Annotated in this window: 27 protein-coding genes and 1 pseudogene; 12 read left to right on the forward strand and 16 right to left on the reverse strand. The window is 71.5% G+C overall.

What is annotated here, in order from left to right; all coding sequences use genetic code 11:
* Positions 1-80: 80 nt before the first annotated feature.
* The 4 genes and pseudogenes from AC2YHB_RS16915 to AC2YHB_RS16930 all read left to right on the forward strand — a co-directional run bounded on the left by AC2YHB_RS16915 (position 81) and on the right by AC2YHB_RS16930 (position 3017).
* Positions 81-2237: an MMPL family transporter gene (locus AC2YHB_RS16915; protein ID WP_487354327.1), complete on the forward strand. Its 2157-nt coding sequence runs from the start codon at positions 81-83 to the stop codon at positions 2235-2237.
* Positions 2238-2268: 31 nt separating this feature from the next.
* Positions 2269-2646: a carboxymuconolactone decarboxylase family protein gene (locus tag AC2YHB_RS16920; protein WP_179650522.1), complete on the forward strand. Its 378-nt coding sequence runs from the start codon at positions 2269-2271 to the stop codon at positions 2644-2646.
* A 3-nt stretch (positions 2647-2649) separates the two neighbouring features.
* Positions 2650-2763, forward strand: a pseudogene (locus tag AC2YHB_RS16925) (hypothetical protein); the annotation flags it as partial.
* 23 nt (positions 2764-2786) lie between these two features.
* Positions 2787-3017: a YgaP family membrane protein gene (locus AC2YHB_RS16930; RefSeq protein WP_179650520.1), complete on the forward strand. Its 231-nt coding sequence runs from the start codon at positions 2787-2789 to the stop codon at positions 3015-3017.
* Here AC2YHB_RS16930 and AC2YHB_RS16935 read toward each other — a convergent pair.
* From AC2YHB_RS16935 to pcaH, 6 genes are read right to left on the reverse strand one after another with little or no spacing between them, the layout of a single operon-like run.
* Positions 2996-4174, reverse strand: a complete 1179-nt coding sequence (locus AC2YHB_RS16935) for a 4-hydroxybenzoate 3-monooxygenase (RefSeq protein ID WP_036541956.1) — start codon at positions 4172-4174, stop codon at positions 2996-2998. The two genes, AC2YHB_RS16930 and AC2YHB_RS16935, sit on opposite strands and share 22 nt — an antisense overlap.
* Positions 4171-4572, reverse strand: a complete 402-nt coding sequence (gene pcaC / locus AC2YHB_RS16940; RefSeq protein WP_036541954.1) for a 4-carboxymuconolactone decarboxylase — start codon at positions 4570-4572, stop codon at positions 4171-4173. The genes AC2YHB_RS16935 and pcaC overlap by 4 nt, the downstream gene beginning before the upstream one ends.
* A complete protein-coding gene (locus tag AC2YHB_RS16945; RefSeq protein ID WP_179650518.1) occupies positions 4569-5306 on the reverse strand; it encodes an alpha/beta fold hydrolase in 738 nt (245 codons plus the stop codon). Before AC2YHB_RS16945 ends, pcaC begins: the two co-directional genes overlap by 4 nt.
* Positions 5299-6462 (reverse strand): lyase family protein, encoded by a 1164-nt coding sequence (locus tag AC2YHB_RS16950; RefSeq protein WP_179650516.1) that lies wholly within the window; start codon positions 6460-6462, stop codon positions 5299-5301. Before AC2YHB_RS16950 ends, AC2YHB_RS16945 begins: the two co-directional genes overlap by 8 nt.
* Position 6463: 1 nt before the next feature.
* Positions 6464-7012 (reverse strand): protocatechuate 3,4-dioxygenase subunit alpha, encoded by a 549-nt coding sequence (gene pcaG / locus AC2YHB_RS16955; RefSeq protein ID WP_036541950.1) that lies wholly within the window; start codon positions 7010-7012, stop codon positions 6464-6466.
* Positions 7009-7809 (reverse strand): protocatechuate 3,4-dioxygenase subunit beta, encoded by an 801-nt coding sequence (pcaH, locus tag AC2YHB_RS16960; RefSeq protein ID WP_308645626.1) that lies wholly within the window; start codon positions 7807-7809, stop codon positions 7009-7011. Before pcaH ends, pcaG begins: the two co-directional genes overlap by 4 nt.
* Before the next feature lie 65 nt (positions 7810-7874).
* On the opposite strand from pcaH, the gene AC2YHB_RS16965 reads away from it, so the two are divergent.
* The gene (locus tag AC2YHB_RS16965) at positions 7875-8621 is read left to right on the forward strand and encodes an IclR family transcriptional regulator (RefSeq protein ID WP_036541949.1); all 747 of its coding nucleotides are present in this window, start codon (positions 7875-7877) and stop codon (positions 8619-8621) included.
* 33 nt (positions 8622-8654) lie between these two features.
* Here AC2YHB_RS16965 and AC2YHB_RS16970 read toward each other — a convergent pair whose 3' ends face one another.
* On the reverse strand, positions 8655-9413 hold the full coding sequence (locus tag AC2YHB_RS16970) for a glucose 1-dehydrogenase (RefSeq protein WP_036541947.1): 759 nt from the start codon (positions 9411-9413) through the stop codon (positions 8655-8657).
* Positions 9414-9548: 135 nt separating this feature from the next.
* On the opposite strand from AC2YHB_RS16970, the gene cls reads away from it, so the two are divergent.
* The 6 genes from cls to AC2YHB_RS17000 all read left to right on the forward strand — a co-directional run bounded on the left by cls (position 9549) and on the right by AC2YHB_RS17000 (position 13751).
* Positions 9549-11021, forward strand: a complete 1473-nt coding sequence (gene cls, locus AC2YHB_RS16975; protein WP_487354328.1) for a cardiolipin synthase — start codon at positions 9549-9551, stop codon at positions 11019-11021.
* Positions 11022-11203: 182 nt separating this feature from the next.
* Complete coding sequence (locus AC2YHB_RS16980; protein WP_487354329.1) at positions 11204-11425, forward strand: hypothetical protein; 222 nt, start codon at positions 11204-11206, stop codon at positions 11423-11425.
* Between the two features lie 168 nt (positions 11426-11593).
* The gene (locus AC2YHB_RS16985) at positions 11594-11806 is read left to right on the forward strand and encodes a DUF6458 family protein (RefSeq protein ID WP_036541942.1); all 213 of its coding nucleotides are present in this window, start codon (positions 11594-11596) and stop codon (positions 11804-11806) included.
* A 10-nt stretch (positions 11807-11816) separates the two neighbouring features.
* A complete protein-coding gene (locus tag AC2YHB_RS16990; protein ID WP_257026918.1) occupies positions 11817-11945 on the forward strand; it encodes a hypothetical protein in 129 nt (42 codons plus the stop codon).
* Positions 11946-12044: 99 nt separating this feature from the next.
* Positions 12045-12254, forward strand: a complete 210-nt coding sequence (locus AC2YHB_RS16995) for a DUF6458 family protein (protein ID WP_036541940.1) — start codon at positions 12045-12047, stop codon at positions 12252-12254.
* Between the two features lie 60 nt (positions 12255-12314).
* Positions 12315-13751, forward strand: a complete 1437-nt coding sequence (locus AC2YHB_RS17000) for a serine/threonine-protein kinase (protein WP_179650509.1) — start codon at positions 12315-12317, stop codon at positions 13749-13751.
* A gap of 168 nt (positions 13752-13919) precedes the next feature.
* On the opposite strand, the gene AC2YHB_RS17005 is transcribed toward AC2YHB_RS17000, so the two are convergent.
* The 8 genes from AC2YHB_RS17005 to AC2YHB_RS17040 all read right to left on the reverse strand — a co-directional run bounded on the left by AC2YHB_RS17005 (position 13920) and on the right by AC2YHB_RS17040 (position 22537).
* The gene (locus tag AC2YHB_RS17005; protein ID WP_487354345.1) at positions 13920-14735 is read right to left on the reverse strand and encodes a prepilin peptidase; all 816 of its coding nucleotides are present in this window, start codon (positions 14733-14735) and stop codon (positions 13920-13922) included.
* On the reverse strand, positions 14717-16918 hold the full coding sequence (locus tag AC2YHB_RS17010) for a hypothetical protein (RefSeq protein ID WP_179650508.1): 2202 nt from the start codon (positions 16916-16918) through the stop codon (positions 14717-14719). Before AC2YHB_RS17010 ends, AC2YHB_RS17005 begins: the two co-directional genes overlap by 19 nt.
* Positions 16915-17550, reverse strand: a complete 636-nt coding sequence (locus AC2YHB_RS17015; protein WP_487354330.1) for a PulJ/GspJ family protein — start codon at positions 17548-17550, stop codon at positions 16915-16917. The genes AC2YHB_RS17010 and AC2YHB_RS17015 overlap by 4 nt, the downstream gene beginning before the upstream one ends.
* On the reverse strand, positions 17541-17978 hold the full coding sequence (locus tag AC2YHB_RS17020) for a type II secretion system protein (protein ID WP_179650506.1): 438 nt from the start codon (positions 17976-17978) through the stop codon (positions 17541-17543). The genes AC2YHB_RS17015 and AC2YHB_RS17020 overlap by 10 nt, the downstream gene beginning before the upstream one ends.
* A gap of 47 nt (positions 17979-18025) precedes the next feature.
* Entirely contained in the window at positions 18026-19231 is a 1206-nt protein-coding gene (locus AC2YHB_RS17025; RefSeq protein WP_179650505.1) for a type II secretion system F family protein, read from the reverse strand.
* 2 nt (positions 19232-19233) lie between these two features.
* Positions 19234-20967 carry a GspE/PulE family protein gene (locus AC2YHB_RS17030; RefSeq protein ID WP_487354331.1) on the reverse strand — a complete coding sequence of 578 codons (1734 nt, stop codon included), beginning with the start codon at positions 20965-20967 and terminating at the stop codon, positions 19234-19236.
* 13 nt (positions 20968-20980) lie between these two features.
* Positions 20981-22093, reverse strand: a complete 1113-nt coding sequence (locus AC2YHB_RS17035) for a type IV pilus twitching motility protein PilT (RefSeq protein WP_487354332.1) — start codon at positions 22091-22093, stop codon at positions 20981-20983.
* A 90-nt stretch (positions 22094-22183) separates the two neighbouring features.
* On the reverse strand, positions 22184-22537 hold the full coding sequence (locus AC2YHB_RS17040; RefSeq protein ID WP_179650502.1) for a prepilin-type N-terminal cleavage/methylation domain-containing protein: 354 nt from the start codon (positions 22535-22537) through the stop codon (positions 22184-22186).
* A gap of 406 nt (positions 22538-22943) precedes the next feature.
* On the opposite strand from AC2YHB_RS17040, the gene AC2YHB_RS17045 reads away from it, so the two are divergent.
* Entirely contained in the window at positions 22944-24020 is a 1077-nt protein-coding gene (locus tag AC2YHB_RS17045) for an alpha/beta fold hydrolase (RefSeq protein WP_487354333.1), read from the forward strand.
* A 3-nt stretch (positions 24021-24023) separates the two neighbouring features.
* Here AC2YHB_RS17045 and AC2YHB_RS17050 read toward each other — a convergent pair whose 3' ends face one another.
* Positions 24024-24803, reverse strand: a complete 780-nt coding sequence (locus AC2YHB_RS17050; RefSeq protein WP_179650499.1) for an SDR family oxidoreductase — start codon at positions 24801-24803, stop codon at positions 24024-24026.
* Positions 24804-24808: the final 5 nt, after the last annotated feature.

The raw sequence follows: 24808 nt of genomic DNA on the forward strand, positions 1-24808 counted from the left end.
GATTCACTATCCCCCCGGGGGGATCTGCTACTGTCCTGATCCTAACCCCCCGGGGGGATAACTCGAAAGGAGGCGCCACCGTGGCGCAGACGACATCGGCCGCACCGGAGGCGGCCTCGCACACCTGGCGGCCCGGCCCCCTCGGGCGGCTCGGGGTCTGGGTGACCGAGCACCGGGGAGGCGTCGGCCTCGTCTGGATCGCGATCGTGATCGGGCTGGGCGTCTTCGCCCCGTCCGTGGAGAAGAGCCTCTCCGGCGCCGGCTGGCAGGCCGACGGCTCGGAGTCCGTGACCGTGCGCGACCTCGCGCAGGAGCACTTCGGCGGCAACGCCAGCCACGCGATCCAGGTCGTCGTGCACGCGACCGACGGATCGCTCGAGTCCGGCACCGGCGCCCGGGTCGTGGCCGAGGTGACGCGCATCCTCGAGGACGAGCCGCGCCTGGCCGAGGTCATCGCCCCCGTGCCCGGCGCCAGCCTCTCCCCCGACGGCCGCACCGCCGTCGTGCTCGCGGGTGCGGGCGTCGACACCAACGAGATGGTCCGGGTCGCCACCGACCTGAAGGAGGAGCTCCAGGGCCTCTCGACCGGCGGCGTCGAGGTCAATCCCACCGGCTCGTCGCTGCTGTGGTCCGACTTCAACGAGGCGAACCTCGACGCGATGCTGACCTCGGAGATGTTCTCCTGGCCGGTCACCCTGGCGATCCTCGTGCTCGCCTTCGGCGCCCTCGTCGCAGCCGGGCTTCCGCTGCTGCTGACCCTGGCCGGGCTGGTGGCCTCCGCCGGCTCGCTGGTCCTCATCAACGAGGTCGTGCCCGTCTCCATCTGGGCGATGAACTTCGCGATGATGTTCGCCCTGGCACTCGGCATCGACTATGCACTCTTCCTCGTCGTCCGCTACCGGGCGGCCCGGCTCGGCCAGCACGGCTCGCCACGCCAGGCGATCGCCGAGACCATGGACACGGCCGGCAAGGCGGTCCTGCTGTCCGGCGCCACCGTGCTGGTGTCACTGTCCGCCGTGATGCTCGTGCCCTCGCCGTCGTTCCGCTCGATGGCCGGCGGCATCATGATCTCGGTCGTCTTCGTGCTGGCCGCGACGCTCACCCTGCTGCCGCTGGTGCTGTTCAAGCTCGACGGGCGGATCAACCGGCTGGCCCTGCCGTGGGTGAAGGTGGGCGAGCACCGCTCCCCCGTGTTCGCCCGGTGGGGTGAGCACCTGTGGCGGCGGCCGGCGGTGTGGGGCATCGGCTCCACCCTGGTGCTCCTGGTCCTGGCCGCTCCCGTCCTCGGCCTGAAGACGGGCATGCCCTCGATCAAGGTGCTGCCCGAGGACGCCAGTGCCCGGCTCGGCTACGAGCAGGTCAAGGACGCCTTCGGACCGGGCGCGCCCGGCATGCTGCAGGTCGTCGCGGACGGTATCGACGCCGACGCCACGAGCGCCGCCCTGGCCGCGGACCCGGGCATCGCCGCCGTGCTGCCCGCCATGCCGGCCACCGACGGCACCGACCGGGTGCTCGTCCAGGCGATGCCGACGGTGGACCCCTCCGACCCGGCGCTCCCGGACACGGTCGACCGGCTCCGGGCCGAGCTCCCCGACTCGGCGCTGGTCGGCGGCGCCGCCGTCGAGAACATCGACCTCACCGACCAACTGCACCGCTCGACGCCGGTGGTCATCGGCGTGGTCCTGCTCCTCGGCTTCCTGCTGCTGCTCGTCGCCCTGCAGGCACCGTTGATCTCCCTGCTCGGCACGCTCGCGAGCCTGCTGTCCACCGCCGCCGCCTTCGGTGTCGCCCGCCTGGTCTTCCAGGAGGGCCACGGCGCGGGCCTGCTCGGCTTCGAGTCACAGGGCTTCCTCGACGCCTGGGCGCCGGTGTTCTTCTTCGCGATGATCTTCGCCATCGCGATGGACTACACGGTCTTCCTGCTCGCCTCGGCGAAGGAGCACTGGGAGAAGTCGGGCGACCCGCGCGAGGCCATGGTCGGCGCCGTGGCCCACTCCGGCCGGGTGATCTTCGCCGCCGGCGGCGTCATGGTCGCGGTGTTCTTCACCTTCGCCCTGTCCGGCCCACTGCCTCCCAAGGAGATGGGCGTGATCCTCGGGGTCGCCGTCCTGCTCGACGCCTTCCTCGTCCGCCTGGTCCTGCTGCCCGTCCTGCTGCGCGTCTCCGGCCGCGCCGCCTGGGCGACGCCGGTGTGGCTGCGCCGGATCCTGCCCGCCATCACCTTCGCCCACGACTGAACCGCACCACGCACCCGAGAGGAAACCCGACATGACCGACCACACCTCGCCCCACGGCAAGCCACTGCTCGACGAGCTCTCGCCCCTGCACCGCCAGCTGCGCCGGGCCATCCCCGACGTCTACTCCGGCTTCGGCGCACTCTCCCATGCGGCCTTCGCCGACGGCGCCCTCGACAAGCGCACCAAGGAGCTGATCGCCCTCGCCATCGGCGTCGTCGAGGGCTGCGACGGCTGCATCGCCTCCCACGCGCAGGCAGCGGCCCGCGCGGGTGCGACCAAGCAGGAGGCCGCCGAGGCCATCGGCGTCACCTTCCTGATGCACGGCGGACCCGCGACCATCCACGGCGCCCGTGCGTACGACGCCTTCTGCTCCTTCGCCGACGCGCTGGCCGAGACCGAGGAGGCCTGAGCCATGTGCCGTCCCGTGCGCTGCAGGATCTGCAGCAAGACGACCTGGGCCGGATGCGGCCAGCACATCGCCTCGGTCAGGGCACAGGTGCCCGCGGACCAGTGGTGCCCGGGCCACGAGAAGCCGAAGCGGTGGTGGCGATGAACGTCGACCGCTTGGTGCTCGCGCTCGCGGGCTCGCTGGTGCTGCTCAGCGCGGCGCTCGCCGCCCTGGTCTCCCCGTGGTGGCTGCTGCTGACGGCCTTCGTCGGCGTGAACCTCCTCCAGTCGAGTCTCACCGGCTTCTGCCCGGCGGCGGTCGTGCTGCGACGGCTCGGGGTGCCCGCAGGCTGCGCGTTCCCGTCCCGACGTCAGGACGGCCAGCCGGTGTAGCCCTCCGCGAGGTACGTCGAGCCGGCCGTGGACGAGACGATCGACGTGAGCTCGCCGACCTGGCGTCGTACGTCGAAGTCGCTGGCGTCGGGCAGGCGGTGCAGCAGCGTGGTCATCCAGTACGAGAAGTGCTGGGCCCGCCACACCCGCTGCAGCGCCCGCTCGGCGTAGGAGTCCAGCGCGTCCGCGGCGCCGGAGCGCAGGTGGCGCTCGAGCTCCTCGGCCAGCACCCGGACGTCGGCGAGCGCCAGGTTGAGGCCCTTGGCGCCGGTCGGCGGGACGGTGTGCGCGGCGTCGCCGGCGAGCACGAGGTTGCCGTGGCGCAGCGGCTCCTGGACGAAGCTGCGGAAGGGCAGCACCGTCCTCGAGGTGATCGCGCCCTCCTTGAGCACGTAGCCGTTCGCGCCGACGCGGGACTGCAGCTCCTCCCAGATCCGGTCGTCGGACCAGTCGGCGACGTCCTCGCGGGGGTCGCACTGGAAGTACATCCGCTGCAGCGACTCGGTGCGCTGGCTGATCAGCGCGAACCCGCGGTCGGAGTGGCTGTAGATCAGCTCCTCGCTGCTGGGCGGGGCCTCGCAGAGGATGCCGAACCAGGCGAAGGGGTACTCGCGGAAGAACTGCCGGCGCAGCGCCTCCGGGAACTCATGGCGGCAGATGCTGCGCGAGCCGTCCGAGCCGACGAGGACCTTCGCCGCGACCTCGTGCGCGACGCCCTCCGCATCGGTGAACCTCATCACCGGGCGGTCGGTGGTGAGGTCGGCGACCGAGACGTCGCGTACGCCGAAGCGGACGTCTCCCCCGTCCCTGACCCGGGCGTCGGCGAGGTCGATGAAGACGTCGGTCTGCGGGTAGAGCTGGGTGCTCGCGCCCACCAGTCCCTGGAAGTCGATCCGGTGCCCGGCGCCGCCGAAGGCGAGCTCGATCCCGTCGTGGCGGTAGCCGTCGCGGTGCACGCGGTCGGAGACGCCCGAATCGACGAGCAGCCGGACGCTGTCCTGCTCCAGGATCCCGGCGCGGTGGGTGTTCTCGATCTCCTCGCGGGTGCGGATGTCGATCGCGACCGAGTCGATCCCGGCCCGCTGGAGCAGGTGCGCGAGCATCAGGCCGGCGGGGCCGGCGCCGACGATGGCGACCTCGGTGGTCGTGCGGTTCACTGCTGCTCCCCTGTGCTGTCGAGTCCTTCGAGGACCTGCTTCGCGACGGCGAAGGCGTGGTTGGCGGCCGGGACGCCGCAGTAGATGCCGGCCTGCAGGATCACCTCGGCGATCTCGTCGTCGGTGAGCCCGTTGGTGCGGGCGGCCCGCACGTGCATCGCGAACTCGTCCCAGTGGCCGAGCGCGATCATCGCGGTCAGTACGGCGACCGAGCGCGACCGGCGGTCGAGGCCGGGACGGGTCCACACACTCCCCCACGCGAAGCGGGTGATGAGCGCCTGGAAGTCCTCGGTGAAGGCGGTCTTCGCCGCCTCGGCGCGGTCGACGTGCGCGTCGCCGAGCACCTCGCGGCGCACCCGCATGCCGGCGTCGTGGGGGTCGACGTAGGGGTCGCTCACAGGTTCTCCTCGAGGTGGCTCAGGACCAGCGCGGCCGTCGCGGCCGGGTCCTCGATCGGGGGCAGGTGGCCGACGCCGTCGAGCACGACGTCGACCTGGTCGGGCGTGACCACGGTGTCGGCGGACCCACCCGCCACGAGCAGGGGTACGACGGATGCGCGGTCGCGGGCGTCGTACCGGGCCAGCGCCTCGCAGGCGAGCGCGTAGGACTCGTCGTCGACCTCGCGCAGCGCCATCAGCAGCGCACCGCCGGCGGACGGCGAGCGGTCGAGGAAGCCGGGCGCGAACCAGCGCTCCGAGGAGCCGGCCACCATGGCGGAGGTGCCGGCCTTGCGGACGAAGGCGGCCCGGTCGTGCCAGCCTTCCGGCGTACCGATGACGCGTGCGGAGGCGAGGGTGACGACGGCGCCGAACGGGCCCGGGTCGGCCGCGAGGGCGAAGCCGACGGCGCCGCCGAGCGACACCCCGGCGTAGGCGGCCGGGCGGCCGGCGGCCACCCGGGAGGCGCCGTCGCGCACGGCGGAGGCGAGGTCGTCGATCGTGAAGGCCGCCGCCGTCGGGCGGGAGGCACCGTGGCCGGGCAGGTCCCAGCCGACGACCTGGAGGTCAGCCGGCAGCGACGCCGCGCAGGACTGCCAGAGGTCGGCGGCACCGGTGCCGAGCGACGGTCCGACGACGAGCACGCGGGGAGCGTCGTCGTCGCCGGCGAGCTGGGTGAGGGCGAGCTCAGGCATGACGGCCCTCCCACCGCGCGACCGCGAGGTCGACGAGCCGGCCGGCCTCGCCGGTCGCGCCCCGGGCGTCGAGGGCACCGGCGTCCGTCGCGACGGCGACGCGCGCCGCCATGGCTGAGGTGTCGACCTGCAGGCCGGCGACCAGCTCGGCGGCCTGGCTGCCGGCGGTGACGGCGAGCTCGAGCAGTCGCGCGAACGCCGGCCACTCGGCGTGCCAGGCGCCGTCCGGCCGCTCGTCCACGGCGCCGGCCGCGGCGAGGTGGAGCTGGGCGGCGAGGCCCGGCGCCTGCTGGGCGGCGGCGTTGACGAGCACGGACAGGACGGGGTTCTGCTTGTGCGGCATCGTGGACGAGCCACCGCGCCCCTCGGCCAGGCTCTCGCGGACCTCGGCGACCTCGGGCCGTCCGAGCAGGAGGACGTCGGCGGCGAGCACACCGAGCGCGTCGGTCGCGGCGACCAGCGCATCGGCGATCGCCGTCACGGCTCCCCGGCGGGTGTGCCAGGGCAGCGCGTCGGCCAGGCCGAGCGCGGCCGCGAGGGCCGGGGCCGCGGCGTCCGCGCCGGGTCCGGCGAGCTCGGCGAGCAGCGCGCGGGTACCCGCGGCGCCGCCGTACTGGACCGGGAAGGAGAGCGCGTCGAGGCGGGCGACCGCGTCGTCGACGCCGGCCAGCCACTGCGCGGCCCGGAGGCCGAAGGTCGTCGGCACCGCCCACTGCGTGAGGGTGCGTGCGACGGCGACGTCGTCACGGTGGGTCCGGGCGAGCGACGCGAGCGCGTCGCCGGTCGCGACCAGGTGCGACCGCAGCCGTACGACGGCGTCGCGCGCCAGCAGCACGAGCGCACTGTCGAGGACGTCCTGGCTGGTCAGGCCGCGATGCACGGCACCGGCCGCGTCGCCGGCGGCCTCGCGCAGCAGGCCGACCAGCGGCACCACCGGGTTGCCCGCGGCCTCCGCGGCGACCGCCAGCGCGTCGAGGTCGACGTCCAGCCCGGCCGCGGCCTCCGCGACCTTCGCCGCCTCGGCCTCGGTCGCGACGCCGGTCGCGACGAGCGCCTTCGCCCACGCGACCTCGACGCACAGCATCGCCGCCACGACGGCCCCGTCGTCGGCGACGTCGGTGGCCCGGTGGGAGCCGGGGCGCAGCACGCCGGCCATGTCAGGCCCGGTGCCGCGGGTAGGCGAGGAAGACCGTCTCGCGCTCGCCCTGCAGGTGGACGTCGAAGCGCAGGTCGCCGGCCTCGTCGCGGACCACCTGCAGCGTGGCGGCGTCCTCCGGGGCGAGCCCGGCGAGGAAGGCGTCGCTCTCCCCCGGCAGGTAGGCGCGCGTGAAGAGCCGGTCGAGCAGGCCGCGGGCGAAGACGGTGACCGCGAAGAAGGCGGCACCGCCCCGCACTCCCCCGGGTGCGACCGTCGTGAAGGCGTACCGCCCGCCGGCGTCGGTCGCCGCCCGCCCCCAGCCGGTGAACCGGCCGTCGCGGGCGAGGGAGCCCTCGACCCGCGGGGTCGCGCCGGCGGCGTCGGCCTGGCGGATCTCGAGGAGCGCGTCGGGGACCGGGACCCCGGCGCCGTCGTACACGGTGCCGTGGAGGCGGACCGCGCCCGGCGTGCCGGGCGGGACCAGGTGCGCGCCGCCGTCGTACGGCAGGGCGTAGTGGAAGAACGGGCCGACGGTCTGGCCGGGCGTCGGCTCCAGCGTGGCGGTCATCGGTGGTCCTCCCCGTCCTGGTCGTCGAAGGTGGCCTCGAGCGGGGTCGCGTGCGTGCCGGTGAGGACGATGTCCCAGCGGTAGCCGGTCGCCCACTCGTGCGTGGTGACGTCGTGGTCGTAGGTCGCGACGAGCCGGTCGCGCGCGGACTGCTCGGTGATCGACTGGTAGATCGGGTCGAGCGCGAAGAGCGGGTCGCCCGGGAAGTACATCTGCGTCACCAGCCGCTGCGTGAACTCCGTGCCGAACAGCGAGAAGTGGATGTGCGCGGGCCGCCAGGCGTTGTGGTGGTTGCGCCACGGGTACGGGCCGGGCTTGATCGTCGTGAACCGGTAGTTCCCGTCGGCGTCGGTCAGGCAGCGGCCGACGCCGGTGAAGTTCGGGTCGATCGCAGCAGGGTGCTGGTCGCGCTTGTGGATGTAGCGCCCGCCCGCGTTGGCCTGCCAGATCTCCACGAGCTGGTGGCGCACCGGCCGCCCGTCGCCGTCGAGCACGCGCCCGGTCACGACCATCCGCTCGCCGATCGGGTCGCCGCCGTGCTGGATCGTGAGGTCCGCCTCGACGGGGTCGACGTCGGAGTGGCCGAAGACCGGCGCGACCAGCTCGATGCCCTCCGGGTCGGCGTGGCGCAGGTCCTTGGTGGGATGGCGCAGGACCGAGCTGCGGTACGGCGGGAAGTCGATCCGCGGCTGCGCGGCACCCGGCGGCGTCGCGGCGTGGGCCTCGGTGATCTCGGCCGTGACCTGCTCCTGCGGCACGAGGGCCGGGGCGGTGCTGGTGGACGTGGTGGTGAGCACGGTCACACGCTAGGCCCGCGCCGCGCCCCGGGCGATAGAGTCATTCCACTCAGCGAAAGGTACTCATGGCCGGCAACACCTCCGTCCCCGGCGCGACCGTCGTCTCCCGGGCGCTCGCGCTGCTCTTCGCGTTCGACGACGCGCACCGCCGGCTCACCCTCTCCGAGCTCGCCCGGCGCGCCGACCTGCCCGTCCCCACCGCGCACCGCCTGGTCGGCGAGCTGGTGGCCGGCGGCGCGCTGGTGCGCCGCCCCACCGGCGAGTACGTCGTCGCGCGACGCCTGTGGCAGACGGGCCTGCTCGCCCCCGTCGAGACGGGGCTGCGCGAGATCGCGGCGCCGTTCATGAACGACCTGCACGCCGCCACCCGCGCTACGGTGCACCTCGCCGTCCGCGAGGGGACCGAGGTGCTCTACCTGGAGCGGTTGTCCGGTCGCGCGTCGGTGCCCGTCGTGAGCACCGTCGGCTCCCGGCTCCCCCTCCACGCGACCGGTGTCGGGAAGGTGCTCCTGGCCCACGCACCGGAGGACGTCGTCGAGGCCGCCCTCGCGCGGCTGGCCCGCGTGACGCCGTACACGATCACGCAGCCGGGGCGGATGCGTGAGCAGCTGGAGCGGATCCGCCACGACGGCTACGCGACCACCGTCGAGGAGATGACGCTGGGCGCCTGCTCCGTCGCGGTGCCGATCAGCGCAGGCGACCGGGTCATCGGAGCCCTCGGCATCGTGGTGCCCTCGCTCAAGCGCGACCGCACCCGCCTCGTCGCCGCGCTCCAGGTCGCCGCGCAGGGCATCGGCCGCTCGGTCGGCTGACCCGCACCGCTGGTCGAGGAGCCGTCGGCGCGATCAGATCAGCGACGACGTGATCCCGCCGTCGAGGGTGAGGATCGACCCGGTCACCCACGACTGCTGCGCGTCCGCGAGGAAGGCCACCGCCCGCGCCACGTCCTCCGGGTCGCCGAAGCGCCCCTGCTTGGCCTCGATCACCGGACCGAAGCCGCCCTCGGGAAGGCCGAGCAGGCGCTCGAACTCGGGCGCCGCGTCGTTGACCAGGTCGGTGCCGATGAAGCCCGGTGCGACGGCGTTGACCCGGACGCCGTGGTCGCGCAGCTCCATCGCCGCGGTCTTGGTGAGGTTGATGACCGCGGCCTTGGCAGCGGCGTACGACGCGATGAGGGGCGTGCCGGTCGTACCGCTCACCGAGGCGATGGAGACGATCGAGCCGCCGCCGGAGGCGATGATGGCGGGCGCCGCCCAGCGCAGGCTGAGGAAGACGCCGTCGAGGTTGACCGACGTGACCTCGCGCCACTGGGCGAGGTCGGTGTCGAGGATCGGCGCGACGATGCCGATGCCGGCGTTGGGGACCATCAGGTCGAGGCGCCCGTGGTGGTCGGTCGTGGCCGCGACCAGCGCCCGGACCTGGTCCTCGTCACGGACGTCGCAGGGTACGGCGATCGCGCCGTCGATCTCCTTCGCCGCGACCTCGGCGGCCGAGGCGTCGAGGTCGGAGACCACGAGCTGGTAGCCCCGGGAGGCGAGCTCGCGGGCCGTGCTCAGGCCGATGCCCTTCGCGGATCCGGTGACGATGGCGACGGGTGCGGACATGGCTTCCTCCAGGGTGGCGTGCGAGCTGTCGCGCCACCGTAGGGACGCGGGCGCCCCGTCCGGACCGGCCCGACGCGACAACAACCGACGCGTCGGTTGTGCGCCTGTGACGAACGCCCGCCCTACTGTTCATCCATGAATTTCCCCGTGCCGACGTCGACGCTCGGCTGGATCGTCCTCGGCCTCGACATCGTGCTGCGCTTCGTCGCGCTCGGGATCATCCCGGGCAACCGGAAGCCCTCGACGGGAATGGCCTGGCTGCTGCTGATCATGATCGAGCCGATCATCGGGTTCTCGATCTTCCTGCTGCTCGGCCGCACCCGCCTCGGCAACCGGCGGATCACCCGCCAGAAGGCGGCGATCGCGGCGATCCGCGAGCGTGCCGACGAGCTGCCGCTGTCCTTCGACAGCACCGTGCTCCCGGCGCCGATAGCGCGGGTCGCCGACCTCAACCACCACCTCGGGGCGCTCCCCCTCACCGGAGGCAACGAGGTCCAGTTGTGGCCGGACTACGCGGGCGTGATCGAGGAGATGGCCCGCGAGGTCGAGCGGGCGCGCAGCCACGTGCACGTGGAGTTCTACATCACCGCGTGGGACGAGGTGACCGACCCGCTCTTCCAGGCGCTGGTGCGCGCGACGAGCCGCGGCGTCGACGTACGCCTGCTCTTCGACCACCTCGGCTCGCGCCGCCTCAAGGGCTACCGCCGGATGCTGAAGCGGCTGCGGGGCACGTCGATCGAGTGGCACCCGATGCTGCCGATCAAGCCGTTGCAGGGGCGGTTCCGGCGCCCGGACCTGCGCAACCACCGCAAGATCCTCGTCGTCGACGGCACCGTCGGCTTCACCGGCTCGCTCAACCTCACCGAGCCCGGCTACAACAATCCGAGGAACCACCGGCTGGGCCGCGAGTGGGTCGAGCTGATGGTGCGCCTGGAGGGCCCGGTCGTCGGCGGCCTCAACGCCGTCTTCGCCTCGGACTGGTACGTCGAGACGGGCGAGGTCGTGGAGCTGGTGCCCGTCTTCGGCCAGCCCGACGTCCGCCCCGACGAGGTGCTCGACGTCCCCTGCCAGGTGGTCCCCAGCGGCCCGGGCATCGTCGCGGAGAACAACCTGCGCATGTTCACGTCGCTGATCTACGCCGCGACCCAGCGGATCTCCCTGACCTCGCCGTACTTCGTGCCCGACGAGTCGCTCCTCTACGCCGTCACCACCGCGGCCGAGCGCGGCATCGAGGTCGAGCTCTTCGTCAGCGAGGTCTCCGACCAGTTCATGGTCGGCCACGCACAGGCGTCGTACTACCGCGCGCTGCTCGAGGCCGGCGTCCGGATCTTCCGCTACCCCGCGCCGTTCATCCTCCACGCGAAGCACTTCACGATCGACGACGACGTCGCGGTGATCGGCTCGAGCAACATGGACATGCGCTCGTTCGGCCTCAACTACGAGATCTCGCTGATGCTCCCCGACCCCGCCGTCGTCGAGCGGCTGCGCGAGGTGCAGGACCACTACCGGGCCCTGTCGACGGAGCTGGCCCTCCCCGAGTGGCAGCAGCGCCCGCGCCGGACGAAGTACGTCGACAACGTGATGCGGCTGACCGCGGCGCTGCAGTAGCGGATCCGATGGTCGTCGCGGAGAGGATCCGAGACGGTCGTCCCGGGTGGGTAGTCACGACGGGTCATCCGCCCGAATCCTTCGACCTGACCTGACGCGCACCCATTGCTACGGCGGTGAGCGACCCCTGATCCTCGTGAAGAAGGGTCTCGGTCATGTGTCAGGAGTTCAGGGAGGAACCCATGAGCGCTCTCGAAGCCACCGTCGTCGACACTGACGTCACGCTCGGCGCGGCCACCGCGCCGGCCGGTCCGCGGATCCCCGCGGAGCTGGAGGAGACGATCCTCGAGATCGCCGCCTCCGAGCGAGCCCTCGACGAGCTGCTCGGCCGGGCGGACCGCCTGCACGCCAGCCACATCCAGCACGAGCCGCACACCTGCCTCGTCTGCTTCACGCAGCGCTGAGCCCGAAGGGCCGGGCGCACCGGGACGACCGCGGCGGAGCAGCCCGCGTCGAGTGGGGCGGCTGCTCCGCCGCGGCACCCCGGTGATCGCGGAGGTCGCGCACGGCGCCTCCATCCGTCCTGCGATCCGATGGGTCTGGCCCGGTCGTCGCCGGGCACTGACAGCGCCATGTACATCGGACTCGGAATCGTTCTCCTCGTCCTGGGCCTCATCCTCGCCCTGGACGTCATCACAGTGGACCTGCAGTTCGTCGATGACGGCGCGCTCGGCACGATCCTCATCGTCGCCGGCGTGCTCGCGATCGTGCTGTCGCTCTTCATGGCTCCGCCGTGGCGACGCGACCGCGTGGTCCACGAGTACGACGACCGTCCGCTGCGCTGAGGAGCCCGCCATGTCACTCGCCCAGCCCCCGGGCCGCCGCGCAGCCGGCCGCCGGCCCGTCGACGCCGAGGCGTCGGGGCTGCACCTCTTCCTCGGCATCCTGCTGATGCTCGGGCTGCTGGTGGCGCTGACGCTCTGATCCCGCCCGCCCGGTGTCGAGGAGGTAGCGCAGCAACCGCCAGGAGACGCCCTCTCGGCGCACGGGTATGCGGTGGCTGCCCCGGGGCACCGAGCGGGCATGTACATCGGACTCGGAATCGTCCTCCTCGTCCTCGGCCTGATCCTCGCCCTGGACGTGATCACCGTCGACATCGACTACGTCAACGACGACCTGCTGGGCACGATCCTGATCGTCGCCGGTGCGCTCGCCATCGTGCTGTCCCTGGTCGTCGCACCGCCGTGGCGTCGCGAGCGCGTCGTCCACCACGACGACCGCCCGCTGCGCTGAGCCCCGCCCGGCACTGGTCCGGTGCGCGGGCCGTCGGCGCCGAACGGGCATCATGGCGCCATGTCTCCGGGTGACCTGCTGGCCGGCCGTTACGAGCTGCGGAGCCCGATCGGGCGTGGTGCGAGCGGCGAGGTGTGGCAGGCCCGCGACACCGCGCTCCAGCGCGACGTCGCGGTCAAGGTGGTCTCGCTCGCCGGAGCCGACGACGCCGAGACGGCGCGCTTCCAGCAGGAGGCACGCACGGCCGCGTCCCTCAACCACCCGCACGTCGTGGGCGTCTACGACGCGGGCACCGACGGCGACCGCGCCTTCCTCGTCATGGAGCTGCTGCCCGGCCCGACGCTGGCGACGCTGGTCCGGGAGGAGGGACCGCTCGCGCCGGAGCGGGCCGCCGACCTCGCCGCGCAGGCGGCCACGGGTCTCGAGGCCGCCCACCGGGTGGGAGTCCTCCACCGCGACGTCAAGCCCGGCAACCTGGTCCTCGACGCGCGGGGACGGGTGCGCCTGGTGGACTTCGGGATCGCCCGCCTGACCGAGGCGACCGGCACCCGGCTGACGGCCACGGGCATGGTGGTCGGGAGTGCGTCGTACCTCTCCCCCGAGCAGGCCCGTGGCGACGCCGCCACCCCGGCGAGCGACCACTACGCCCTGGGCTGCACCCTGATGACGCTCCTGACCGGGGAGCCGCCGTTCACGGCCGAGCACCCGATGGCCGTGCTGCGCCAGCACCTCGACGAGGCCCCGCCCCGCGTGAGCGACCGGCGCGACGGCGTACCCGCCTGGCTGGACGCCGCCGTCGACGACCTGCTCGCGAAGGACCCGGTACGACGTGCGGCCGGCGTCGCCGCCCTGCAGCGCGGTGGTCCGCCCTCACCCGGCGCCACCGCAGTGCTGCCGGACGCCGCTCCGTCCCCGTCCACCACGGCCGTGCTGCCGCCACCTCCCCCGCCACCACCCACGACCCGGCGGCGCCTGCCCGTCGGCATGCTCGCCGCCGCGGCGCTCGCTGCCGTCGTCGTCCTCGTGGTGGTCATCGCGGTCCTCGCGCAGGACGACGACGCCCCGCCGCCGGACGCTTCGGCGAGCACCAGCGAGCGCTCGACCGCGACGCCGACTCCGACGACGGACGATCCCGGCACGGCGCCCCCTGCGACCACGGACGGTGCCGCGGAACCCTCGACCCTCGCCGACGCCGTCGCCGCCCTCCGCGACGTCGTCGCCCAGGAGGCCCGGTCGGGCGGGCTCGAGGGCAAGACCGCCGACGACCTCACCAAGCGCGTCGAGGACCTGCAGAAGGCGCTCGAGGACGACAAGCCCGGCAAGCCCGGCAAGCCCGGCAAAGGGGGCAAGGGCGGCGACGACGAGGACGACACGCTCGCCAAGCCTCTCGACGAGATCGCCCGGAAGCTGGCAGAGGGCCAGGAGAAGGGCGAGGTCTCCTCGTCCGCAGCGGACCGCATCTCCTCGGCCGTGGACGGGGTCCGCGCGTTCCTGTGAGTCCGGTGGTCGAGGAGGTTGCGCAGCACCGCCGGTGGTCGAGGAGGTTGCGCAGCACCGCCGGTGGTCGAGGAGGTTGCGCAGCACCGCCGGTGGTCGAGGAGGTTGCGCAGCACCGCCGGTGGTCGAGGAGGTTGCGCAGCAACCGTCACGAGACCCCCGGCACCCTCACACCCCGATCAGCTCCAGGTAGTAGTTCCCCAGCTCGCCCGCGCCCAGGATCGCCGTCCACGCGCCCAGGATCATGAACGGCCCGAACGGCACCGCCGTCTTGCGCCCCGCCTTCCCGCCGACCATCAGCAGCACGCCGGCGACGGCCCCGAGCAGGAAGCCCATGAACGCGCCGACGAGGAAGGTCCCCCAGGTCAGGTACGCGGTCATCCCACCGACCAGCCCGGCCAGCTTCACGTCCCCGAACCCCATCCCGCCGGGCGCGACGAACCACACGATGAAGTAGAACGCCCCCAGGACCGCGGCGCCGACCAGCGCCCGCAGCAGCGCGTCTCCGTCCCCGCCGATCAGCAGCAGCGCCGCCAGGACCGGGTACGACGGCAGCACGATCACGTCCGGCAGCCGCTTCACGTCGAAGTCGATCAGCGCGAGCGCGATCCCGATCCCGGCGAAGGCGAGGTACGCCGGCAGCAGCCGTAGCCCCGCCTCGTCCGCCCCGAGCCGGAGCGCCACCAGCGCGAACGCCACCCCCGTCCCCGCCTCGACGAGCGGGTACCGCGGACTGATCGGTTCACCGCAGTCGAAGCACTTCCCCCGCAGCACCAGCCACCCGAGCACGGGGACGTTGTGCCGTGTCCGGATGGCGTGCCCGCACTTCGGGCACGCGGAGGGCGGGTGCACCACGGACTCCCCCGCCGGCACCCGGTGCGCGACGACGTTGAGGAACGACCCGATGGCCAGCCCGAGGAGGCCGGCGATCGCCGGGATCGCGATGTCGAGGAAGTCCTGCTCGGTCAGCGGGTGTGGCTCCAGTTCAGCACGGTCACTTCACGGTTCGGAGGTCCTGGGGTGCCACCCTCGTCGAACAGCTCCACGCGCGACTCCAAAGCCAGCTCCCCGCCACCGGGCGTGCACCCGGACGTGACGCCGGGGCAAAGGTAGACCTTGAGGCGCACGAGTGTCCGCTCGAACCCGAAGCCGGGCGAGTCGTCAGGGATCTCGAACACCGGGCCGGTGTAGCGCGGGTTTCCCGTGTTGACGCTGAACGACACCGATCGCGTGACGACGCCGAACTTGGCCACCTCGGCGCTGAAGTTGCTGAGCACGATGCTCATGTGGCCGTAGGGAACGTAGGTGGTCCCCTGGAGGTACATGTTGATCTTGTTGTTGCCGCTCGGGTCGGTGCCGAGGATGGGGCAGCTCGTGCCGGTCTCGATGCAGGTGCCCTGCTCACCGCGCAGGACCGGGACGTAGTAGGTCAGGTCGAGCGCCAAGGAGTCCAGCGTGACGGTGTTGTTTCCGTTGGTGGTCACCTTGACCGCGTACACCAGCCGCGCGCCGGAGTAGCCGTAGTCGTGCACCTGCTTCTGCAGCGCCTGGAACTGGGTCGGGTCCGCGGTCGCGAGGTTGACGGTGTCGACACCACTCGTCGTGTTGCGCACGGGGACGTTGAACGTGCCCGTCGCGGCGGGCGCGCCGGTCACCTGGACGGTCACCGTGCTCGCGTTGGCGACGTCCTTGTGCTTCACGCGCAACGAGGCACCCGTCAGGATGGCGCCGGCCGGGACATTCTGGACCGGGGTGAAACCGGGCACCGTGATCGTGCCGTTCTTGGTCCCGTTGCCGGTGGTGGTCCAGGTCGCCTCGGCGCCGCCGTCGGCGCTCACCGCCGCAGCAGTGGCGTTCGTCCACGTTCCCTGCGGCTGGGTCGTGGTCACGCTGCCGCTGGGAAGCAGTCCGTTCGCCTGGGCCGAGGTGGGGGTGCTGCCGGTCTTGAGTCCGTAGAGCTCGATGGGTGGACGGTTGGCGTGATAGGTCGCACAGAGCTCCATCCGGGCACCGCTGCTGCCGTTGCCGTCCAGGAACAGCCTGCTGTTGCCGCCGAAGACGAACTGGACGCCCTGGGCGTTGATGTTCGTGATCGGGCTCTGGCAGTTGCCCGGGATCAGCCCGTTGCCGTTCGCCGGGAGCGGCGAGGGAGGCCGCGAGAGGACTGCGCCAGTCGTCGGGTTGGTGGGCGTCCCCCCGACGACGTCGGTGCCACGCGGGATCGTCCAGACATTGGTGGTGCCGGCGTAGAGGTTGTCCGGGCAGACGTTGGCGCAGGTCTCGTCGTGGAAGTCGAAGTAGTAGTTGCCCGGCTTGAACCACATCACCCGGCACAGGCCCATGGCGGTGTTCAGTGCCTGCGCGCTGTCGTAGTAGCCCGGCGCGAACTCGGCCACGCCGCCCGTGCAGGACGTCGGCGGCTGCTGCAGCGCGGGCACGGTCGAGCCCAGTTCGTGGTTGTAGTTCGGGTCGTTCAGCGCGGCCGCAGCGGGGGGCGAGTCCGAGCATCGTTTGGTGGAGGGCGCGACCACGGTCGTCGCCGAACAGGTCCCCGTGGCCTTCACGTCGCCGGCGTCCAGGGCGACGGGGCCGGAGATGTTGCCGTTGGCATAGACGCCGCCGTGGACGTTGAGGGTCTGCGAGGCCGAGATGTTCCCGCCGGTCTTCGTCGTCCGGTCGCCGAGGGCGACGATCGCGTAGCCGGGCTTGTTGCTGCTGTTGATCGGTACGGCCGATCCCTGTGCGCCTGTGGCCTCCTCGGGTTCGCAGACCACGGCTGCCGACATGGCGCTCTGGGTCTCTCCCGTCTGCTTGGGGATCAGGCCGTCGAGGACGAGGGTGTCCTTCGGGGTGGTCGAGGAGCCGCTGCCGTCGTAGCCGAAGCAGCCCGTGCCCGCGACATTGGTGTAGTACCACTTCGGCACCTGTGCACTGCTGCCCGAGCCCACGCTGTAGCCGGTCCGGAGACCGTTGATCGCCACCTGCGCGGCGGCGTCGGCGGCGTACGACGAGCGGGCGACGTCGCGCAGCGCGACGGTGGCGCGGAGGCTTCCGTCCCCCCGCGTCAGCACGGCGCCCGTCACCACGGCCACCACGGCGACGACGAAGATCGCGATGATGAGGATGGCGCCCTCGTCGGAGCGGCGGCGCCGCAGGCGGAAGTTCATGACTGTCTCCGTTCGCCAGAGAGCGTGGCGGTGTAGGCGGTCGTACCGTTGCCCTCGGGGTCCAGCACGGACAGGTTGAGGTTGACCACGGAGGGCACGTTGGCGCCGGAGCCGGTGCAGGCGACGTCGCACGTCTTGGTCGGCAGTGCGTTGAGGCTGTGGGCCACCTCGACGGTGGAGTCAACGGTCGCGCCGCTGCACCGGCGGCGGACCAGGTCATAGCCGGTGCCGTCGGCCTGGGCCACATAGCTCACCGTCACGCGAGCGGGCGTGGCGGTCGAGTCGAGCGAGGTGTACTCGCTCCACGCGAGGGTGGCCACGACCGTGCCCGACGGGAGCGCACACGCAGGCGTCACGTCGACCGACTGCTGCAGCGGGAACGTCTTGGTGCCGGCGTCGAAGGAGCGGACACCGATGCTCGCCACGTCCCGCTGCCAGTACGCCGCCACGAACTGCACGTCGTGCGACTCGGTGAGCCGCGCCTGGGTGTCCACGGTCGTCTTGAAGTAGCTGATGACGATCCCGGTGAGTCCCGCGATCACGAAGCCGATGATCGTCACCGTCATCATCAGCTCCATCAGGGTGAAGCCGCTGTCATCGCGCAGGTCGCGGCGATCCGCATTCAGGGACATGCCGTCCCCGTCCCACACGAGCGCCGCACAACGATCGTCAAGCGCTCTGTCGCCCTGCTGTCCGAGCTCGCAACCGTGAGGGTCAGGCGCTGGACGCCCTTGTCCCTCGACGGGCAGGAGCCGGTCGTGATCACCGAGCCGTTGCCGTCGAGCGGTTGCGCGGCTGACGCCGAGGCCGTGTAGCCCGAGGGGACGGCGTAGCCCACCGTCGCCGGCGCATAGGCGCCCGCACCAGCGCACGGGACATAGTTGCCATCGGCGTCGAGATACTTCTCGATCGCCTCCGCGTACGTGCGTACCGCGGAGCCGCCGGTGGACTGCTTGCGGTGGATGTCGGAGCTCTTCACCGCCAGCTGGAGGCCGGCCATGATCGCTACCCCGGCGATGGCCAGGATCGACAGCGCGACGAGCGTCTCGATGAGCGTCACACCCGCATCAGAGGTGGACGCTGTACGCCGGCGCGCGAGCCACTGCATCAGAGCTCGACCTGTTGGAAGATCCCGTACATCGCAGACACCAGGGCGACCGCGACGAAGCCGACGATGCCACCCATGATCACGATCACGATCGGCTCGAAGAGCGCGGTGAGCTTCTTGATCTTGTAGTCGAGCTCGTCCTCGTAGTACTCCGCCGTCACCTCGAGCTGGGTGTCCATCGACCCCGTCTCCTCGCCGACGCGCAACATGGCAGTGGCGGTTCCCGGGAAGAGTTGCGTCCGCGCCAGCGGGCCGGCGATGCCCTGCCCCTCGAGCATCTGCTCCGTCACGCCGTTGAGACGCTTCATGAAGACCCGGTTGCGCAGCGAGTCCGTCGCGACCCGGATGGCCTCGGGCAGGTTGACTCCCGCGCTGACCATCGAGGCCATCACGCGACAGAAGCGTTCGACGAGGGCGTACTGGATGGTCTCGCCCAGGACGGGGACCTTCAGCAGGAAGGCGTGGAAGACGTACTTCCCGCGCTCGAAGCGCTGGGAGATGAAGAAGAGCAGGGAGACCGTGGCGATACCGATCAGGATCGCCCACCACCAGTCGCCCAGGAAACCAGTGAATCCGAGCAACATCCGGGTGGGCAGCGGGAGCTCGGCGTCCAGCGAGTCGAAGAAGTCGACGAACTTCGGCAGCACGTAGAGCGCGAGCACGAGCACCGTCGCCACCGACATGATCGCGACGGCGATCGGATAGATCATGGCCGACTTGATCTTGCGCCGCGCCTCGAGGTCGCGCTCGATGTAGACCGCGAGGCGGGACAGGACCGTGTCCAGCTCGCCGGTCAGCTCGGCCGAGCGCACGATGCCGCGGTAGAACTCCGGGAACACCCTCGGGTAGCGCTCCAGGGTGTCCGAGAAGCGCTCGCCGGTGCGCAGCCCGTCCTCGATGTCGTGCATCATCCGCCGCACCGAGGAGTTCTCGCTCTCGGCACCGATCGAGTGCACCGCATCCAGGATCGGCAGGCCCGCGCGCAGGAACGCCGCGATCTGGCGGGACAGGTGCATCACGTGCTCGCGCTTGATCCGCGGTCCCGAGATCTCGTACTGCAGGATGCTCGTCTTCTCATGCACCCGCAGGTCGCGCAGCTCCTGCTCGTAGAGCGCGACCTCGGCGTCGCCGCGGTTGGCGGCCTTCTGGGTCCCCTTGACGCTCTGGCCCTGCGGGTCCACTCCGACATAGGCGAACTTCGGCATGCTCAGACTCCTGCCACGTAGATGGAGCGCATGACCTCGGCGGCCGTGGTCGTGCCGTGGGTGACCAGCTGTGCCGCCTGCTCCTGCAGGGTGCGCATCCCCTGGCTGCGGGCGAGCTTGCGCATCTGGTCGTGGGGGGCGCGATCGACGATCAGCTCGCGCACCTCGTCGGTCACCACGAGCATCTCGTAGACACCGATCCGCTCGAGGTAGCCGGTGTGGGCGCAGAAGTGGCAGCCGGTGCCGTGCTGGAAGCCGCCGATCGGCTCCTGCCCGCCGTACTGCTGGAGGAAGGCGAGCTCGTCGGGCGACGGCTGGTAGGGCTCGAGACACGACGTACAGCTGCGGCGAACCAGGCGCTGGGCCACGACAGCCGTCACCGACGAGGCGATGAGGAAGGCCTCGATGCCCATGTCGAGGAGTCGGTAGAGGGCCGAGACCGCCTCGGTCGCGTGCAGCGACGAGAGCACGAAGTGACCGGTGAGCGCCGACTGCACGGCGATCCGGGCGGTGTCGACGTCACGGATCTCGCCGACGAGGATCACGTCCGGGTCCTGGCGCAGGATGGACTTGAGGCCACCGGCGAAGGTGATGCCGGCCGCCTCGTTGATCTGGATCTGGTTGATCGAGTCGAAGGTGTACTCGACCGGGTCCTCGATCGTCATCAGGTTCTTCTCGGGGCTGTTCAGCTCGCCGAGCGACGCGTAGAGCGTGGTGGTCTTGCCACCACCGGTGGGGCCGGCACAGATCACCATGCCGAACGGGTTGTGGATCAGCGCGGAGTAGCGCTCCGCCGTGTCGGCCGGCATGCCGAGCTGCTCCAGCTCGAAGAGCGGCCGGCTCTTGTCGAGCACCCGCATGACGATCTTCTCGCCGCCGACGACCGCGGTCGTCGAGACCCGGATGTCGACCTCGCGACCCTCGATGACCATCGAGATCTGACCGTCCTGCGGCCGGCGTCGCTCGACGATGTTCATGTCGGCGAGGATCTTGACGCGGCTGACGATGGCCGGCCCGATGGAGCCGGGCAGGTCGAGCACCTCGGTCAGGGCGCCGTCGATCCGGTAGCGCACGCGGACCCGCTCACCCGTCGGCTCGACGTGGATGTCTGAGGCCCGGTCGCGCATGGCCTGGGTGATGATCGACTGGACGACCCGCACGACCGGCGCGTCCTCGTTGACGTTGACGCCGTCCAGGTCGAAGGTGTCCTTGCGCAGCGCGTCGCGCGCCTCGAAGGCCGTGATCTGGCCGCCGACCTCGTGGGTGGCCCGGTACGAGGTGGCAAGGCCCCGCTCGAGGTCACGCGCCGTGGCGACCGCCGCCCGGACCGGTCGTTCGAGCACCGATGCCACGGCGGCGATCCGCTCCGGAGCCGGGTCGAGCACAGCGACCGTGACTGCGTCGTCGTCCACGGCGACCGGCAGCACCTGCAGGGTGGTGGCCTGCTCCCGGGTCAGCAAGGCGATGGCTTCCTCAGCCGGTGTGATGGTGCGGAAGTCCGCCAACGGCACCTGGTGGTGCTCGGAGAGCGCCCGCGCCAGCGCATCATCGGTGATGGCGCCGCTCGCGATGAGCTTCGTCGCGAGTGCTCCCTCCTGCCCTCGAACGGCGTCGAGCTGGTAGGGCTGCACCCGGCCTGCGCTGACCAGGATCCGACCGAGCCGCTCGTCGTCCTCGTCGGTTCGGGGTGCCGCGATCGGCGCCTCGACCTTGCTGTGGCGTCCCTTGAGCCTCATCGTCCGTCCTCGTTCAGCGGGAGCCCATTGCGGCGGGGACCGTCGAGTAGCGCGGACGCGCTTCGATGTCCTTCGGGTAGAGGCTGCGCGCGGCCGCCTCCTCCTCGGTCACGATGCCGTCCTGGACGAGGCGCGACAGCGACTGCTCAAGAGTCATCATCCCGTCCTGGGCACCGGTCACCAGGCAGTTGCGCAGCTGGTGGGTCTTGCCCTCCTTGATCAGGTTGCGGACGGCCGGCGTGGCGACGAGCACCTCGTAGGCCGCGGTCATCCCGCCACCGATCTTGGGGATCAGCCGCTGGTAGACGACGCAGCTCAGTGCGGCGGCGAGCTGGACCCGGATCTGGGCCTGCTGCTCCGCCGGGAAGACGTCGATCATCCGGCCCAGCGACTGGGCGGTGTCGTTGGTGTGCAGCGTCGCGAACACGAGGTGGCCGGTCTCGGCGACGGTGAGCGCGAACTGGATCGACTCCAGGTCGCGCATCTCACCGACGAGCAGGACGTCGGGGTCCTCGCGGAGCACGGAGCGCAGCGCGTCGCGGAAGCTCGCGGTGTCGGTGCCGACCTCACGCTGGTTGACCGCCGCCATCTTGTGGTCGTGGACGTACTCGATCGGGTCCTCGACGGTGATGATGTGGCAGCCGCGGTTCGAGTTGATCAGGTCGATCAGCGAGGCGAGGGTGGTCGACTTGCCGGAGCCGGTGGGCCCGGTCATCAGGATCAGGCCCTGGTGGCGCATGGAGAGCTCGCGCAGCGCCACCGGAAGGCCGAGCTCGTCGACGGTCGGGACATGGCGCGGGATCATCCGCAGGGCGACGGCGGTCAGGTTGCGCTGCGTGAAGGCATTGCCGCGGATCCGAGCGTGCTCGCGCCAGGAGAAGGAGAAGTCGTACTCGTGCTGGGCGCTCCACGCCGTCGCCTGTTCCGGCGTCAGCACCTCGGCCAGCAGGTCATCGGTGTCCTCGGCGCTGAGCGCCGGCTGGCCCGGGATCGGACGGAGCGATCCGTCGACGCGGAGCATGGGCGGCATCCCGACAGTTAGCATCAGGTCGGTGCCCTGTACCTCCCACAGGGCGCCGAGCAGCTGGTCAATGCGATCACCGATCCGGTGCAGGTGGTGGTACACGTGGAGCCCCTCAGGTCTGGTCGTGCCGGGACGGATGCCGAAGGAGGGCCGCCGCCAGAGCGACGGCCCTCCTGTTGCGAGCTGGAATCGTCAGCAGGCAGCCGGCGCCGGGTTCAGGGCACCCGTGGCCGTGATGGCGGTGGCGCCGGTGATCGAGGACACGGTGCCGTCCGGCGCCGCGCGCAGGAAGCCCTGCGTCACGAGGGCTCCGACAGTGCCCGGGTAGCTGCCGTTCTCGGCGTATGCGGCCTCGACGGCAGTCTCAACCGTGCGGATCTCGGTCTTGCACGCCGCCTCCTCGCCGTTGTCCGAGATGCCCCGGACGGAGAAGACGACGACCGCGGCGAGGATGCCGAGGATGATGATGACGATCAGGAGCTCGATGAGCGTGAAGCCGCGGTCCTCGCGGCGGGCCGCCTGGAGGCGGTCGATGGTTCGGCGCATGGCGTTACCTCTTCGGAAGAGAGAGTTGAACGGGAGAGGATGTGAGCCCGAGCCACTGCGTTGATGAAACGACCTCTCGCGACGCCGCGTCATGGCAATGCGTTTTTCTTTACTTTTCATCTGCTTGTACCCCGACTAAGGTCCGCCCAGCACCTATCGGATCCGATGGTTCGCCTGCGAAACGGCCCGCAGGTGCGCATAATCTGCCGCCGCCCCTGAGGCTTCGCAGATCGGAGAATTGCGCGAAGGTTTGGCACTTTCGGCGTCTCGCGACGTTGGTGCGCAACCTCCTCGACCACCCGGTCGCCCGGGGCTTTCGAGGCTCCTCGCTAGCGCTCGTCGCACCTCAACCACCGGGCCGTGGAACGTCCCGACGGATCCGGGTGACGTGGGCCACACTGTGCCCGTGGCCACCCCTTCCGCTCCCAAGGCGCCCAGCAAGCAGTCCGTCGTCAACCTGTGGGACTTCCTGGTCAAGGGCGGCATCGCCGACCTGACCCGCACCCCCTCGGAGATCATCGACACCGGACGGACCCGCGAGCTCCATCGGTACGACAAGGCGAAGGGCGTGCGCAGCAAGGGCATCCCGGTGCTGCTGGTCCCGCCGCTCGGCTCGCAGGCGTCCTGCTTCGACCTGCGGCAGGGGCTATCGCTGGCCCAGGACTTCGTCGACCGAGGCCGGCCGACGTACCTCGTCGACTACGGGCCGCTCAAGGGCGAGGACCGCAAGGTCGGCATCGAGCACTTCATCAACGACGTGCTGCCGCCGGCCATCCGCAAGGTCTCCGAGGACGCCGGCGGGCGCGACGTGCACCTGGTCGGCTGGTGCATGGGGGGCCTGCTCTCGCTCGGCACCGTCGCCGTCCACCAGGACCTGCCGGTCCGGTCCGTCGCAATGGTGGCGAGCCCGTTCGACCTGTCCAAGCAGCCGCTCCTCAAGCCGGTGCAGGCCGTGGCGAAGGTGACCCGCGGACGGCTGGTCGGCTCAGCGCTCAAGGCTGCGGGCTCCGTGCCCGCGCCGGTGGTCAGCATCGGGTTCAAGGCGACCGCCCTGCCGACGTACCTGAAGAAGCCCCGCACCCTCTGGAACAGGCGCGAGGACAGGGAGTTCCTCGGTCAGGTGCAGGCCGTCGACCACATCATGAACAACATGCTGGCCTACCCCGGGCGGGCGACGCTGCAGGTCTACCAGCGGATGGCGCTGCGCAACGAGCTCGCCACCGGCAAGGTGCAGGGCCCCAACGCGCTCGTCGACCTCGCGACCGTGAAGGTCCCGGTGATGAACGTCGCCGGCAAGACCGACGTGCTCGTCCCGGCCGCGGCCGCGCACCATGTCGGCGACCTGGTCACCGGCTCCCCCGACGTCCGGCTCCCCCTCGCCCCCGGCGGCCACCTCGGCGTGCTCACCGGCACGAAGGCGCCGGAGACCACGTGGGCCTACATCCACGAGTTCCTCGAGGTGCACGACCGCAAGCGGCGCTGAGGCTCAGGGCCGCCGCAGCGCCCGGTCCACCACGGCCGGCAGGTGCCGGATGGCGACCGCGGCGAGCCGGCTGTCGCGCCCCGGTACGACGAGGAAGCCGCGCCGCCGACCGAGCGCGCCCATCAGCGCCTCGGCCACCTCGTCGGGCGTCAGCGTCTTGACGCTCTCCTCGGCGGCGAGGACCTCGGCCGGCTTGTGGCGGTTCTCCTCGTCGAAGCCGGGGGTCAGCGTGTTGGGCGGGCAGAGCACGAGCACCCGGACGCCGTACGGGCGGACCTCGCGGCGCAACGCCTCCGAGAAGCCGACCACGCCGAACTTGGTCGCGCTGTAGACCGTGTAGCCGAAGACCCCCGCCAGTCCGGCCATCGACGACGTCGTCACGACCGTCCCGCCGCCGGCCCGGCGCAGGTGCGGGAGCACCGCGCGGGCGACGTTGATGGTGCCGACCAGGTTGGTCGCGACCATCCCGGCCACGTCCTCGGCCGGCAGCTCCTCCAGCCACCCCGGCCGCGCGTAGCCGGCGGTGGTCACCACGAGGTCCGGTACGCCGACCTCCGCCACCAGCGCGTCCACGACGCCCTGCACCGCCTCGGCGTCGGTCACGTCGACCGCGCGGGCGAGGGCGTCGTCGCCGAGCTGCGCGAGCGCCGCCCCGAGCTTGGCCTCCGAGCGGGACAGGATCACCACCTCGGTGCCGGCCGCGGCCAGCCGTCCGGCGACGGCGAGGCCGATCCCCTCGGAGCCGCCGAAGACGAACGCGCGCTGGTGCAGGGGCCCGGTCATCGTCA

The sequence above is a fragment of the Nocardioides sp. SRI_004 genome, assembly GCF_057586415.1.